This window comes from Mycobacterium colombiense (assembly GCF_003284935.1).
In the GTDB taxonomy this organism is placed as follows: domain Bacteria; phylum Actinomycetota; class Actinomycetes; order Mycobacteriales; family Mycobacteriaceae; genus Mycobacterium; species Mycobacterium arosiense_A.
The window spans coordinates 1-13,376 of record NZ_QMEV01000095.1 but is presented as its reverse complement, the minus strand read 5'-3'; the positions used below and the strand labels follow the sequence as shown (position 1 = coordinate 13,376).

Genomic DNA, 13,376 nt, shown 5'->3' with positions numbered 1-13,376 from the left:
GGGCCGCCGCCCGACAGGCCGGCTGGCGTGCCGGCGAAGGGCCAACCGCTGACCGAGATCGGCGCGCAAGCCCTCGAAGCCGCGGAGTTCGACAGCACCAACCTGCGCCGTGCGGTGCAGCGGTCCCGGTCGAGGCTCGCCGCGCCCCCCGCGGGTGCCGCCGTCATCGGCCGGGCCGAGGACAGCGACATCGTCATCTCGGACGTCCTGGCGTCGCGCCAGCACGCCTACCTGGTTCCGGGTCCGAGCGGCATGGAGATCCACGACGCGCACAGCATCAACGGGACGTTCGTCAACGGCACCCGAATCCTGTCGGCCCCGCTGACCGAGGGCGACGTCGTCACCATCGGCAACGTCGACCTGGTGTTCAATGGCGAGATCCTGCTCCGCCGCGCCCAGGCGGCCACCCGCACCGGCGGGCTGGAGGTGCGCGAGGTCGACTTCGAAATCGACAGCAAACGGCTGATTCACAAAGTCTCGCTGACCGCCAGGCCCGGCACGCTGACCGCGCTCATCGGTGGGTCCGGGGCCGGCAAAAGCACGCTGTCGCGGCTGATCGCCGGGGCCACCTGTCCCAGTTCGGGCTCAATCACCTTCGAGGGACACGACATTCACGCGAGCTTCGCGTCGTTGCGCAGCCGCATCGGGATGGTGCCCCAGGACGACGTCGTGCACCGCCAGCTGACGGTGACCCAGGCGCTCAACTATGCCGCCGAGCTGCGGCTGCCACCCGACACCAGCAAACAAGACCGCGCCCAGGTCGTCGCGCAGGTGATCGAGGAACTCGGGCTGACCAAGCACGCCGACACCCGGGTGGACAAGCTGTCCGGCGGGCAGCGCAAGCGTGCCTCGGTGGCGCTCGAACTGCTCACCGGGCCGTCGCTGCTGATCCTCGACGAGCCGACCTCCGGCCTGGATCCCGCGCTGGACCTGCAGGTCATGACCATGCTGCGGCAGCTGGCCGACGCCGGTCGCGTGGTGCTGGTGGTGACGCACTCGCTGAGCTACCTCGACCTGTGCGACCAGGTGCTGCTGATGGCGCCCGGCGGCAAGACGGCGTATTGCGGGCCGCCCGACGAAATCGAAGCGACCATGGGAACCACCAACTGGGCCAAGATCTTCGGCATGGTGGGTGCGGACCCCGACGAGGCCAACCGCCGCTTCCTGGCCCAGCAAAAACCGCCGCCGGCCGGGCCCGAGGCGGAGAAGCCGGCCGATCTGGGTGCCCCGGCCCGCTCGAGCACCCGCCGCCAGTTCGCCACGATCGCGCGCCGCCAGATTCGGCTGATCGTCGCCGACCGCGCCTACTTCATCTTCCTGGCGCTGTTGCCGTTCGTGATGGGCGCGCTGTCGCTGACCGTGCCGGGTTCGACGGGATTCCGTGTCGCCGATCCCAGCGGGGACGGCTCGGACGAGCCGGGCTCGGTGTTGATGTTGCTGACCATGGCCGCCGTGTTCATGGGCACCGCGCTGACGATCCGCGACCTCATCGGCGAGCGGCCCATCTTCCGCCGGGAACAGGCGGTTGGCCTGTCCACCAAGGCGTACCTGCTGGCGAAGATGGCCGTGTTCTTCGTGTTCGCCGTCATCCAGTCGGCGATCGCCACCACCATCACGATCCTGGGGAAGGGCGCACCGACCCGCCCGGCCCTGCTGCTCGGCAGCGCCACCCTCGAGCTGTACGTCGCGACCGCCGCGATGTGCGTCGCCGCGGCGATGGTCGGCCTGGTCCTGTCCTCCCTCGCCCGCTCCAATGAGCAGATCATGCCGCTGCTGGTGGTGTCCCTGATGCTGCAGTTGGTGCTCTGCGGGGGAATGGTCCCGGTCACCAACCGGATCGGCCTGGACCAGATGTCGTGGGCGGTGCCCTCGCGCTGGGGGTACGCGGCGCAGGCCTCGACGGTCGACCTGTGGACGATCGAGCCCGGCCCGCTCGCCCCGAAAGACCGCCACTTCAAGCACACGGCCGCAACCTGGCTGTTCGACGTGGGCATGCTGGCGTTGCTGACCATCGTGTACGCGGGATTCGTGGGGTGGCGCAGCCGGCTCAGGCGCCACTGATCGGCTAGATGAAGTCCAGGGCCTCGACGGTGGCCACCGGGCCTTCGTGGGTCGGCCGGTTCGCGCCACCGATGCAGTAGACGGTGTTGCCCACCGTCGCGACGGCCTCGGCGTGGCGCGGGGTGGGCATGGGAGGCAGGACGCTCCACGTTCCGTTGGCGATGTCGTACATCTCGGCCACCCCCAACACCCGCGTCGGCTCCTCGCCGCCGACCGCCAGGATCCGGCCGTCGATGAACGCGGCGCCGTAGCTTCCGCGCGGCGTCGGCATGTCGACCAGCTTGGTCCACGCCCCGGATTGCGGGTCGAACCGTTCGAACGCCGCGGAGTTCTTGTCGGCCGACAGGAATCTGCCGCCGACCGCGTACACGTAGGTGCCGTCCGACACCGCGGCGAGATGCTCACGCGGAGTTGGCATGTCGGCCGCGTCGCGCCACGAGCTGCCGTCGAAGACCTCGGTCTGGGCGACGAGCTGCTTGGCGTTCTGGCCGCCGACGGCGACGAGTTTGTCACCGACCACCGCGGCGGCCAGCGCCGCGCGGGCGTGGGTGAGGCTCGGCAACTCGATCCACTTGCCGCCGCGCAACGCGAACACCTTGGTGGACGCCTGCGTGAGGTCGCTGCTGGCGCCGCCGAGCACCACCACCTCGCCGTGATAGGTCGCCGCCGCGGCGTGGTGCAGCGGGACGGGCAGGGGCGGTTGGGTCTGCCAGGTGCCGGCGCGCGGGTCGTAGCTTTCGACCGTCGACAGCGCGACCCCGTCACGCAGCCCGCCGACGATCCAGATCTTGTCGTCGAGCACGGTCCACGCCGTCATCAGCCGGGGCGTGGGTGCGTCCGGCAGGGAACGCCACTGCGCGGCCGGCTGGATTCGGCGGGCCGGCAGCTGTAGCGCCTCGGCCGACGAGGTCGCCTGGCCGTCGCCGGCCTCACTCGACCCGCCGATCGCGAACACGGCCTGCCCCACCGCGTCGACCGCCATGCCGTGGCGCGCCGCCCCCATGTCGGGCAGGCCGGCCCACGCATTCGTCGTCAGGTCGAACACCGACACGCTCTTGAGGACCTGCCCGGCCGACTGCCCCCCGACGGCCACCAGGCGGCGATCGGCGATCGCCACGCCGAGGTCACCGCGCGGCTTGGGCAGGTCGGGCAACCGCGTCCAGCTTTTCGCGGCCGGGTCATACGCCTCGACCGCCGCCAGGTCGGCGGTCCCGGTGCTGCCGCCGACGGCGTACACCAGCTTGCCGTCCGACGCCGCGGCGAGCATCTGCCGGGGGGTCGGTATCGGCGTGCCCAGGGTCCAGGAGTTGCCGTCGAAGATCTCGGTGGTGTTCAGCAGCGCGCCGTTCGCGTCGACGCCGCCGGTGACGACAATGCGGTCTCCCACCACCGAGGCCGCGGCCGCCGCCCGGGGCTGCAACAGGTGGGGCAGTTCGACCCAGTGGCTGTTGACCACCCGCCAAACCTGGTCGCTGGCAACCTTTTGCGGACCCGCGGCGCGCCAGCCGCCGAGCACGATCGGGTTGCCCCGCCACGTCACCGCCATGGCGTGCTGGACCGGAACGGGAAGGTCGTCGCCGCTCTTCCAGCTGTCGATCACCGGGTCGTAGCCCTCGTGGTTTGCGACGAGCGCGTGGTTGCTTCCCAGCCCGCCGAAGATCCAGATCGTGCCATCGGCCTGCGTGGTCGCCGCCGCCTGGCGCGCGATGCGCGCGTTGGTGATCGGCTGCCACTTGACCGCCGGGGCGCTCGGTTGATTCGCGGCTTGGTGGTGTTTGTTGCCCTGGCTGAGCAGCACGTAGACCCCGCTGCCGAGCACCAGCACGGCCACCACGATCCCCACAACGATCAGAGGGGCCGTGAGGCGGTTGCGCTTCTTGCCCGACGAGCTCAGCCACTTCACCGCCCCGGCGGCCGGCCCGCGGCGCTCGACCGCGGGTGGCTCCGCGTCACCCGACGGCGTGATCGCGTCGGTGATGCTAGTCGGCGCCGCGATCGCCTCGGTGGGCTGAGACGTGTTGGGCCTGGCCGGAATTGGGCCTCGCCTGTCCACCGATGGGCCGCGTGGACCGGTCTGCTGCGGGCCGGCAGGGCGCGACGGTGCGGGCGTCGTCCGGCGGTCGTTGAGCGGATGGATCAGCGAGGTGGCACCGTCCGGGTCGGCGTTTCGTGGGGCCGGTGTGGCGATGCGCGGCGGTCGCGGGGCCGCTGTCCCCGTCTTCCCGCCAGGCCCGGACGGCGGCAGGGTCCGCGCCTTGGCCGGACCCGTCGAGCCGCCCACCGCGCGCGCCGCGCCCGCGCCGACGGCGGTGATGGCCATGGCGTCGGGTTTCAAGCCGTTGCGGCGCAGGCTTTCCTGCAATCCGCGACCGAACTCCGCCGCCGACGCCGGCCGCTCGGCCGGGTCGACCGCCATCGCCGTCTCGATCGCCGAACACACCGCGTCGGGGATTCCGCCGGGACGCAGGTCCGGGACGCGCGTGTTGTTGATTCGCGTGTAGTGCGCGAGCAGGTCTTCGCTGCTGCGGCGCTCGTATGCGGGGCTGCCCGCAATGAGCGAATACAACGTGGCCCCAAGCGAATACACGTCGCTGCTGACGGTCGCGGGCTCGCCCGCCATGATTTCGGGCGCGAGGTAATCGATCGTGCCGGAGAACAATCCGGCCGCCGTCTCGTATCCGCCGGCGATGTGGGCGGTCCCGAAGTCGGTCAGCTGCGGTTCGCCGTAGTCGTTGACCAGGACGTTGGCGGGCTTGATATCGCGGTGCAACGTGCCGCTCAGGTGTGCGGTTTCCAATGCACCGCAAAGCTTTACGCCGATCCGCACGGCCTCGGGCCAAGCGATGGGACCCTCGCGCTGCACCCGCAGGCCCAGCGAGCCCGCGGGGCAGTAGGACATGACGATGTAGGGGCGCCCGCTCGCGGTCAGGCCGACCCGCAAAATGTTGACGATGTTGGGGTGCCCCGACAGCCCGCCCATGGCGTAGCCCTCGCGGAGAAACCGTTCGCGGCCGGCGTCGTCGATGAATGTCGGTAGCACCTTGATCGCCACGTTGCGCCCGAGCGCGGTCTCGTGGCAGCAATAGACCACTCCGGCGGCGCCCCGAGCGATATGGCGGGCACTGTCGAACCCGGCGGCGGCTAACTCCGCCACGACCTCGCTCGGCCCCGACGCGCGGGCGCGAGCCTTGGGTTTTTCAGCCATTACCTGGCCCCAGCTTCCCAGGCGATTGAACAATCGGGGTCAAGCGTAGCGAACATCAGTTCGCCGTCAGTATGGTTCCGACACCTCATTTGACGGCGATGCGCCGTCGGCCGGCGCCCGTTCCTCAGACGTTCGTCAGTGGATGCGTGCGCTGCCGCCGAGGCCGATCTCGAGCACGCTTCCGGTGATCACCCCGGGGTCGGTGACCAGATACACCACGCCGCGGCTGACGTCCTCGGGCTGCAGCCAGGGCTGCGGTATCGGGTTGGCTTTGGTCATCCGGCGCACCAGGTCGTCGGGGACGCCGTCGCTTCCGGTGGGTTGCACCATCGGCGTCTGGGTGGTGGTGGGGCAGACGACATTGATCGTGATGCCCTCTTTGGCGACCTCGAGCGCGGCGGACTTCGCGAGGCCGATGACACCCCACTTGGTCGCGTTGTAGGCGGCGAGCTCGGGGATGCCCATGCGGCCGCCCATCGAGGAGGTCACGACGATCCTGCCGAACCGCTGCTGCCGCATCACCGGTATGGCGGCCCGCAGGGTGTGGAAGGCGCCGGTCAGGTTGGTGTCGATCAGCTGTTGCCACACCACGTCGCTGACGTCTTCCAGCAGCCCGGTGCTGACGATTCCGGCGTTGGCCACCACGACGTCGAGGCTGCCCAGGTCGGTGACGGTCTGCGTGATCGCGGCGTCGACCGCGGCCGCGTCGCGCACGTCCAGGGTGATCGGCACGCAACGCCGGCCCAGCTCTTCGACGAGCTTGGTGGTTTCCCGTAGGTCGTCCTCGGTGCCCAGGGGATAGGTCAGGTCGGTCATCGCCTGCGGAGCATCGGCGATGACGACGTCGGCCCCCTCGGCGGCCAGGGCCAGCGCATGAGAGCGGCCTTGCCCGCGAGCTCCGCCGGTGATAAAAGCAACGCGACCATCCAAGGCACCCATGGCGGTAAAGCTACCAGCGGATAAGGCGCTTGCCGGCGCGCCGGGTGGGGTTATGAAAGCGGTTGCTGTGGGCGCGGTTTCGGCGCCAGATCAGCTTGAGCGGACCGGCGGTGCATTGTCGGGTGGAACTGGCGGGGACCGGGCGTCGGCGGAGGTACCGTCGTAGCTGATTTGTAGAACGACGGGCGAGTGTTCAGGGTGGAACAGTGCAGCTGAAATGGCTTAGCATTGCCGATCTGATCGCCCAGGCCGGCGGTGATCCGTGGGCGATCAATCAGAGCTTGCAGGCCGGCAGCCCGGCTCAGATTTCGAGCTTGGCCGAGGCCTTCCATGGCGCGGGCCGACACACCGCAGAGGCGGACCACGCGTTCCAGCAAGCCCGGCAGCGTTTCGGCGCGGCCTGGAACCACCAGAATGGTGACCACCCGATCAACGACGCCGCTGAAGTGCAGCGGCTCGTCAAAACGCTCGGTGGGCAGTCCGAGCAGTTGCCCAAAATCGGCGCTGACTTGGAGAACATCGCCGCCGCGTTGGCCGAGGCGCAGAAGGCCGGAACGCAACGAATCTCCACGTTGGAACACGAGTTGCAGGGGCTCGACAACATCATCGACGCGGCGGAGGAGGATCTGCAGCACGGCCACCCCGACGCGAAGACCGAGGCTTTCCTGAAGAAGTTGATCGACGACGCGAAAGCCGACGCCGCTGACGATGTCCGGGATGCGTTGCACGATCTGCAGTCGATCCGCGACGGCTACGGGGCCACGCTGCAGAACTGTCTGGGCAATCTGCGCACCGACGGCTACGACCCGAATATCCTCGCGCCCGTCGACGCGGACGACCAGATCCCGCCACCGAGCACCAATCCCGAGGACGTCCATCGCTGGTGGACATCACTGACCCCGCAGCAGCGCCAGCGATTCATGGCCGAGCACCCCGACCAAGTCGGCAACCTCAACGGCGTCCCCATCCTTGCGCGCAATGACGCCAACCTCACCGTGATGAACCAAGACCTTGACCGGGTGCGCGGGATCGCCAGCCGCAACGGCGTCTCGGTGGACGACGTACTTCGAGACCCCGCGAAATTCGGTCTGTCGGCCACGGACGTCACCCGCTACCACAACGCCAACGAGACCAAGCTAGGCCTCGACCACGACGCGGGAGATCCGCTTCACCCGAATCCGGTCTACCTATTCGCTTACGACCCAATAGCATTCGGCGGCAAAGGTCGCGCCGCCATCGCGATCGGAAACCCAGACATTGCGAAGAACACCGCGGTGATCGTGCCTGGCACCAGCAGCAGCGTGAAAGGCGGCTGGCTGCACGACGGCCACAACGACGCCATCAACCTGTTCGAACAAGCCAATGCCGCCGATCCCCATAACCCGACGGCGGTAATCGCGTGGATGGGCTACGACGCCCCCAACGGATTCGACGACGTTGTGCGCATCTCCACCCCAGAACTGGCCCGCACAGGCAGTGCGGCGCTGGCGCAGGACGTCAATGGTCTGTGGGCGACACACCTCGGGGCAGGTCAGCATGTCACGGTGCTGGGCCACTCGTATGGTTCGACCACCGTCGCGGATGCGTTTGCCATGCACAACATGCACGCCAATGACGCTGTGCTGCTGGGCTGTCCGGGTACCGACCGTGCCACCACCGCCGCAAGCTTTCACCTGGATGGCGGGCACGTGTTCGTGGGAGACGCCTCAACCGATCCTGTCGGCATGCTCGGTCATCTCGATGGCGCGAGCAAGCAAATATTCGGCGAGAATTTCTTCGGCAACAATCCCAGCCTGGGCGGCGACCCCGCCGTCGACGGGTTCGGATCGGTCCGCTTCCGCGCCGAGGTACCCGGGTCGGACGGCATCAACCCCCACGACCACTCGTACTACTACCACCGTGGCAGCGAGGCCCTGTACGCCATGGCCGACATCGTCTCCGGCCACGGTGACCAGCTCCAAGCCGACGGCATGACCGCCGAACATCGCCATTCGCTGGGCGGCGTGCAAGTCAGGATTCCGGGGCTACCGCCCGTCACCATCGGCCCACACACGCCGGCCGTCGTTGACCCGGAGTGGGACCGGTCGCCAGGATCTATCACCGACAACCATGTCTTCGATGCCCAACACCACCATTAAGGAAGAACGCGTGCCGTTGCGCCAAGCACTGCTTACGTCGGTCGTGGTCGTCGCCCTGTTGTTAGGAGGATGCGCGCCAGTGCAACACAAACCACACGCCGCCGGATCGACTAATCCGTATGAAGACACAGCCCACCCGATGAGCGACGATCAGACCAAGGCCCAGGTCATCGAGCCCGCAAAACAAATCGTCGCCGTCGCCAACCTGGACGGCGTCAGCGGGGCGTTCTCCTTCGCCTCCTGTAACGACCAGGGAGACCCGCCGTTTCAGGGCACCGTCACCCTCAGCTTCCTGATCCACGGCGACCCCGACGCGTATTTCCAGCAAGTACGCGCGGCGATGGTCGCGCACGGCTGGAACGACGGCGCGCCCGCCGGCCAGCACTACCACGGCGCTTCGCTGAATAAAGATGGCGTAGCCGCCAGCATCAACTACATGCCGTCCGACCACAGTTACGGGCAGATCATCCTCGACGGCCAATGCCGAAACATGGGCAACCACAAGGGCGAAGGTCAATGGAGCAACATCAACGACCAGTTGGCCGGGCGGTAGAGCCGGCGCTCGCGCGCAATGGTCAAAGTTGTGGATGAGTCTTGGCGATGCGGCGTGAGCAGGGCGCGCCTTCCCGAGGATGATCTTCAGTCCGTTTGTCTGATCAAGGACCGGCGTAACCCCGTCGAAAGTGCCTTGCCGCAGTAGGTTTGAGGACCAAAGTCACGAAAGGGCCGGGTTCGCGCGTCCGGGATCGCGATGCCTACGCGCTGATTGAGGGCGCCCAGGCGCGCCGCACAGTCAATGCCCCCGGATTGGTGGCCCCCGTTCGTGCCGGCGCCGTCTTCCACAAGCGACTTCCCCGGCTGCCAGGCGTATCTGATCGGTCACGATCGCGCCGACCCGGATACCGTCTACGTCGTGGAGATCTGGGCCGACGAAGGGGCCGCCGCCGCAGCGCTCGAAGCCGACCAAGAGCGGGGATCGGCGTCGAATGTTGGGAAGGCGCGATGACCGCGTGGGATCAACTGCCGGAGCTGATCGTCGCCGACGCCAGCGCGTGGCGGGAATGGCTGGGGACGTACCACGACAGCTCACCCGGGGTGTGGTTGGTGCTTGCCAAGAAGGGCACGACTCAACCCACCAGCCTCACCTATGACGAAGCGCTCGAAGACGCGCTCTGTTACGGCTGGATCGACGGACAGCTGCGGGGACGCGATGAGACCACCTTTCGCCGAAGCTTCACCCCGCGTCGTCCGCGCAGCGCATGGTCAGCACGCAATGTTGCTCTCGTCAACGGCCTGATCAGCGCTGGCCGGATGCATCCGGCTGGCCTGAGCGAGATCGAGCGTGCCAAGGCCGACGGCCGCTGGGACGCGGCCTACGCCGGCCAGGCCAGCATCGAGGTACCGAACGACCTGGCCGCCGCGTTGGCCGCCGAGCCCCGGGCCCAGGAAATGTTCGACATCCTGACCTCGCGGAACCGCTATGCCGTCATCTACCGAGTTTCAAATGCCAAACGCACCGACACCCGGACTCGCCGGATCGCCCAGTTCGTTGAGATGCTCGCCCGCGGGGAGACGATCTATCCCCAACGGCGCACCCTCGACGGCTGAAACCGACTCTGACAATTGCTCGCGTTCGTATCGGGGTACCTGTTCGGCCGATCTGGATGGTCCGCCCGACCGGCTGCTCATCCCAGACCCGCTGTGCTGCAGGGGGATGAACGCGCAGTCCCAAGATGGCGCGCTGAAGGCGGCTGGTGACAGTTGAATCGGGGTGTGACATCCCGTGACACCGGCACGGCGTAGTCGGACTATTCGGACAGTGACGCCGCCGGTCTACGTGGAGCCGATGACGGGAATCGAACCCGCGTATTCAGCTTGGGAAGCTGATGTTCTGCCATTGAACTACATCGGCACTTCTCGCCAAGGAAGGCTAGCACCCGCCGGCGGCCGTCGAGGTCAGGACGGCGCGCCGACCCCCGCGCAGCCCCCGGCCCGCGCCGTCGTGCCGATACGGAGTTATTCCGTTCACAAATTCCCATTCCCATATTTATTATTTCGTTATTGCGCCGTAATGTGCTCGGCGTGGGTCGGCACAGGTTAGCCAGGAAGCGACGCAAACCGTCGGTCGCCCTGGCAGCGGTACTCGCTCCCGCGGCGGTCTTCTTCGCGGCAGGGGCGGACGTGCACCCCGGAGCGCCCCGCATCGAGGCCAAACCCGTTATCAGCGAACCCGCACCCTGCTGCGCGGAAATCGTGACCGTGGCGTCGCATCGCCTCCTCACCGGCACCGGTGACGCCGAGCCCGCCGCGGCCTCGCGGTATCACACCCGAGCCCCGCTGCTGACCGCCGACGTCGCCCCGGAACGGGGCCTGCAGGTCCGCACGATTCTGACCGCGCGCAGCATCACCGCCGAGTTTCCCCAGATCCACGAGATGGGCGGAGTGCGACCGGATCCGTTGCCGTGGCACCCGCTGGGCCTGGCGATCGACGTGATGATTCCCAACCCGGAGTCGGCGGAGGGCATCGCGCTGGGCAACGCGGTCGTCGCCTACGTGCTGCAGAACGCCAAGCGCTTCGGCATCCAGGACGCCATCTGGCGCGGCGTCTACTACACGCCCGGTGGAGCGCAGCCGAGCCGGCTCGGCCACTACGACCACGTGCACGTCACGACCACCGGGGGCGGATATCCCGACGGCAGCGAGGTCTACCTCCGCTGAGCACGCGGGGCAGCGAGCTAGGCTCGTCGCGTGCTGCTCTCCGATCGCGACCTCAGGGCCGAAATCAGCGCCGGGCGGTTGGGCATCGACCCCCTCGACGACGCCCTGGTGCAGCCGTCGAGCATCGATGTGCGGCTGGACTGCATGTTCCGGGTCTTCAACAACACCCGCTACACCCACATCGACCCGGCCAAGCAGCAGGACGAGCTGACCACCCTGGTCGAACCCGTCGCCGGCGAGCCCTTCGTCCTGCACCCCGGCGAGTTCGTGCTCGGCTCGACGCTGGAGCTCATCACCCTGCCCGACGACCTCGCCGGCCGCCTGGAAGGCAAGTCGTCGCTGGGCCGCCTCGGCCTGCTGACCCATTCGACGGCCGGGTTCATCGATCCCGGCTTCAGCGGCCACATCACGCTGGAGCTGTCCAACGTCGCCAACCTGCCGATCACGCTGTGGCCGGGCATGAAGATCGGTCAACTGTGCATTCTGCGATTGACCAGTCCCGCCGAACATCCTTACGGCAGTACGCAAGTTGGTTCGAAGTACCAGGGCCAGCGAGGACCCACCCCGTCGCGCTCCTATCAGAACTTCATAAGGACTACATAGGTTCTGCGGGGCGCTCCCGCACCCCTTCTGCGCGATACTTAGTTAGCCGTGGTTTTTTCCTCCGCCTGGCCGTGGCTCATCGTGCAATACCTTTGGAGGGGTTTGTATTGGATATCGTGCTCGGGGTGTCGATGGCACCGTCATCGATCCAAATGGTCGTCCTGGAAGGCGAATACGCCGACGGCGCAACCGTCGAAGAGGACGTGTTCGACGTCGCCGACGTCGACGACGCGGCCACCGCCACCGGGCCCGACCAGGTGATCTCGGCCATTCTGGGCACCCGTGAGGGCGCGGCCGACGCCGGCCTCGAGCTGTCGTCGATCGGCGTGACGTGGACGGATCAACTCGAAGCCGCGGCGTTGCGCGACGCGCTGACCGCCCACCGGATCGACCACGTCATGCTGGTCTCGGCGTTTTTGGCCGCGGCGGCGCTGGCGCAAAACGTCGGCGGGGCAATGGGTTACGAGCGTACCGCAGTGCTGCTGGTCGAGCCCGACACCGCGACGCTGGCGGTCGTCGAGACCTCCGACGGGTCCATCCCCGACATCTACAAGCAGCCGATCCACGCCCAGTCCTACGGTGATGCCGCCGAGCAACTCGGCGCGATGGTCGCCGGCATGGAAAAGCTGGAACTCGTGCCCGGCGGCCTGCTGCTGGTCGGTTCGGGCATCGACGTCGCGCCGCTGAAGTCGGTGCTGCAGTCGACGACCTTCCTCGACGTGAGCGTGCCCGAGGAACCCGAGACCGCGCTGGCCCGCGGGGCGGCGCTGGCGTCGGCCAACGCGCCGCTGTTTGCCTCGTCGACCGCTGCGTTTGCCTACGCGCAGGATCCCGGCACCGGTTCGGTCGACCAGTACTCCCTTCCCGAATACCTCTACGTTCCGATCGGCTCGGAAGCCGGCGGCGACGAGCTCGCCTACAGCGCGGTCGGGGACGAGGACGCCGATTCGCCGACCGTGGTCATCGAAAAGCTCTTCCTTCCCGAGGAAAGCCAGCCGAAGCGGCGGCCGGCCTTGCTGGTCGGCAGCGGGCTGGCGGTGGTCGGCATCAGCGCGGTGCTGGCGCTCGAGATCGCACTGGCGATCGGCATCCGCACGACGGGAACCGTTGCCCTGCAGCCCACGCCCGGGCAGCACCTCATCGTCCCCGAGCAGGCGCCGGCACCGGCGCCGGTGCAGGCGTCCGAACCGCTGGCGAAGATCAGCCTGCCCGCTCCGGCGGCGGCACCCAAGCCGCTGAGCCCGCCGGCCGCCGCGCCGTTGCCCGCGGTTCCACCGCCGGCGGCGCCCCCGCTGCCCGCCGCCCCTCCGATTCCGGCGGCCCCGATCGTTCCGGTTCCCGTCGTGGTCCCGCCGGTCCCGGTCCCGGTTCCGGTGCGCATTCCGGTTCCCGACCCGATCGAGAGCCCCCCGCTGTTTGCGGCCCCGCCGCGGCTGACGATCCCGCAGCCGGTGCAGCCCCAACCGCCGGTGCACCTGCCCCAACCGCCGCAGGTCACCGTCCCGCAGTCACCGCCGCACCAGACGCCGCCCGGCGAAGGCACCCCGCCCAAGCCGAGCGGTCCGGGTAACTACGGCGGCGGCCACTCTCCCACGCCCGGCGAGAGCGGCCCGGGTGGCACGGGGGGTTCGGGCGGCGGCCACGTTCCCACTCCGGGCTCGGGTGGCCCGGGCGGGCATGTGCCGACGCCTGGTTCGGGTGGACCGGGTGGT

Annotated in this window: 10 protein-coding genes, 1 tRNA gene and 1 pseudogene; 9 read left to right on the top strand and 3 right to left on the bottom strand. The window is 68.3% G+C overall.

The annotated features are described in order from the left end of the window. Positions 1 to 2,061 (top strand): ATP-binding cassette domain-containing protein (locus tag DQP57_RS24625; protein ID WP_112635309.1); only part of this gene is annotated, 2,061 nt, incomplete at its 5' end. Positions 2,062 to 2,065: 4 nt separating this feature from the next. On the opposite strand, the gene DQP57_RS24620 is transcribed toward DQP57_RS24625, so the two are convergent. Continuing rightward, the gene (locus DQP57_RS24620; RefSeq protein WP_112635299.1) at positions 2,066 to 5,266 is read right to left on the bottom strand and encodes a serine/threonine-protein kinase; all 3,201 of its coding nucleotides are present in this window, start codon (positions 5,264 to 5,266) and stop codon (positions 2,066 to 2,068) included. A gap of 135 nt (positions 5,267 to 5,401) precedes the next feature. Continuing rightward, positions 5,402 to 6,205, bottom strand: coding sequence for a mycofactocin-coupled SDR family oxidoreductase (locus tag DQP57_RS24615; RefSeq protein WP_112635297.1), 804 nt, complete (start codon positions 6,203 to 6,205; stop codon positions 5,402 to 5,404). A gap of 206 nt (positions 6,206 to 6,411) precedes the next feature. Here DQP57_RS24615 and DQP57_RS24610 point away from each other — a divergent pair, with 206 nt between their 5' ends. The 5 genes and pseudogenes from DQP57_RS24610 to DQP57_RS24590 all read left to right on the top strand — a co-directional run bounded on the left by DQP57_RS24610 (position 6,412) and on the right by DQP57_RS24590 (position 9,951). Then, on the top strand, positions 6,412 to 8,343 hold the full coding sequence (locus DQP57_RS24610) for an alpha/beta hydrolase (RefSeq protein ID WP_112635295.1): 1,932 nt from the start codon (positions 6,412 to 6,414) through the stop codon (positions 8,341 to 8,343). Beyond that, the gene (locus DQP57_RS24605; protein WP_205869231.1) at positions 8,324 to 8,896 is read left to right on the top strand and encodes a hypothetical protein; all 573 of its coding nucleotides are present in this window, start codon (positions 8,324 to 8,326) and stop codon (positions 8,894 to 8,896) included. The genes DQP57_RS24610 and DQP57_RS24605 overlap by 20 nt, the downstream gene beginning before the upstream one ends. A 137-nt stretch (positions 8,897 to 9,033) precedes the next feature. Next, positions 9,034 to 9,189 (top strand): annotated as a pseudogene (locus DQP57_RS24600) (IS256 family transposase); the annotation flags it as partial. Continuing rightward, positions 9,140 to 9,349 (top strand): putative quinol monooxygenase, encoded by a 210-nt coding sequence (locus DQP57_RS24595; protein WP_112635307.1) that lies wholly within the window; start codon positions 9,140 to 9,142, stop codon positions 9,347 to 9,349. The pseudogene DQP57_RS24600 and the gene DQP57_RS24595, both read left to right, overlap by 50 nt. Then, a complete protein-coding gene (locus DQP57_RS24590; RefSeq protein ID WP_112635305.1) occupies positions 9,346 to 9,951 on the top strand; it encodes a YdeI/OmpD-associated family protein in 606 nt (201 codons plus the stop codon). Before DQP57_RS24595 ends, DQP57_RS24590 begins: the two co-directional genes overlap by 4 nt. Before the next feature lie 230 nt (positions 9,952 to 10,181). On the opposite strand, the gene DQP57_RS24585 is transcribed toward DQP57_RS24590, so the two are convergent. Then, a tRNA-Gly gene (locus DQP57_RS24585) sits at positions 10,182 to 10,255 on the bottom strand. Between the two features lie 170 nt (positions 10,256 to 10,425). Between DQP57_RS24585 and DQP57_RS24580 the strand changes: the two genes are divergently transcribed. The 3 genes from DQP57_RS24580 to DQP57_RS24570 all read left to right on the top strand — a co-directional run. Next, positions 10,426 to 11,061: a hypothetical protein gene (locus tag DQP57_RS24580; protein WP_112635303.1), complete on the top strand. Its 636-nt coding sequence runs from the start codon at positions 10,426 to 10,428 to the stop codon at positions 11,059 to 11,061. 30 nt (positions 11,062 to 11,091) lie between these two features. Continuing rightward, on the top strand, positions 11,092 to 11,664 hold the full coding sequence (gene dcd, locus DQP57_RS24575; protein WP_066879589.1) for a dCTP deaminase: 573 nt from the start codon (positions 11,092 to 11,094) through the stop codon (positions 11,662 to 11,664). A gap of 131 nt (positions 11,665 to 11,795) precedes the next feature. Next, positions 11,796 to 13,376, top strand: a 1,581-nt coding sequence (locus DQP57_RS24570) for a DUF7159 family protein (protein ID WP_240631875.1), incomplete at its 3' end; no start/stop codon positions are given.

Bases quoted from the DNA above. Each gene is read 5' to 3' on its own strand.
- DQP57_RS24620 (WP_112635299.1), bottom strand. From the start codon at position 5,266: ATGGCTGAAAAACCCAAGGCTCGCGCCCGCGCGTCGGGGCCGAGCGAG.
- DQP57_RS24590 (WP_112635305.1), top strand. From the start codon at position 9,346: ATGACCGCGTGGGATCAACTGCCGGAGCTGATCGTCGCCGACGCCAGC.
- DQP57_RS24615 (WP_112635297.1), bottom strand. From the start codon at position 6,205: ATGGGTGCCTTGGATGGTCGCGTTGCTTTTATCACCGGCGGAGCTCGC.
- DQP57_RS24595 (WP_112635307.1), top strand. From the start codon at position 9,140: ATGCCCCCGGATTGGTGGCCCCCGTTCGTGCCGGCGCCGTCTTCCACA.
- DQP57_RS24605 (WP_205869231.1), top strand. From the start codon at position 8,324: ATGCCCAACACCACCATTAAGGAAGAACGCGTGCCGTTGCGCCAAGCA.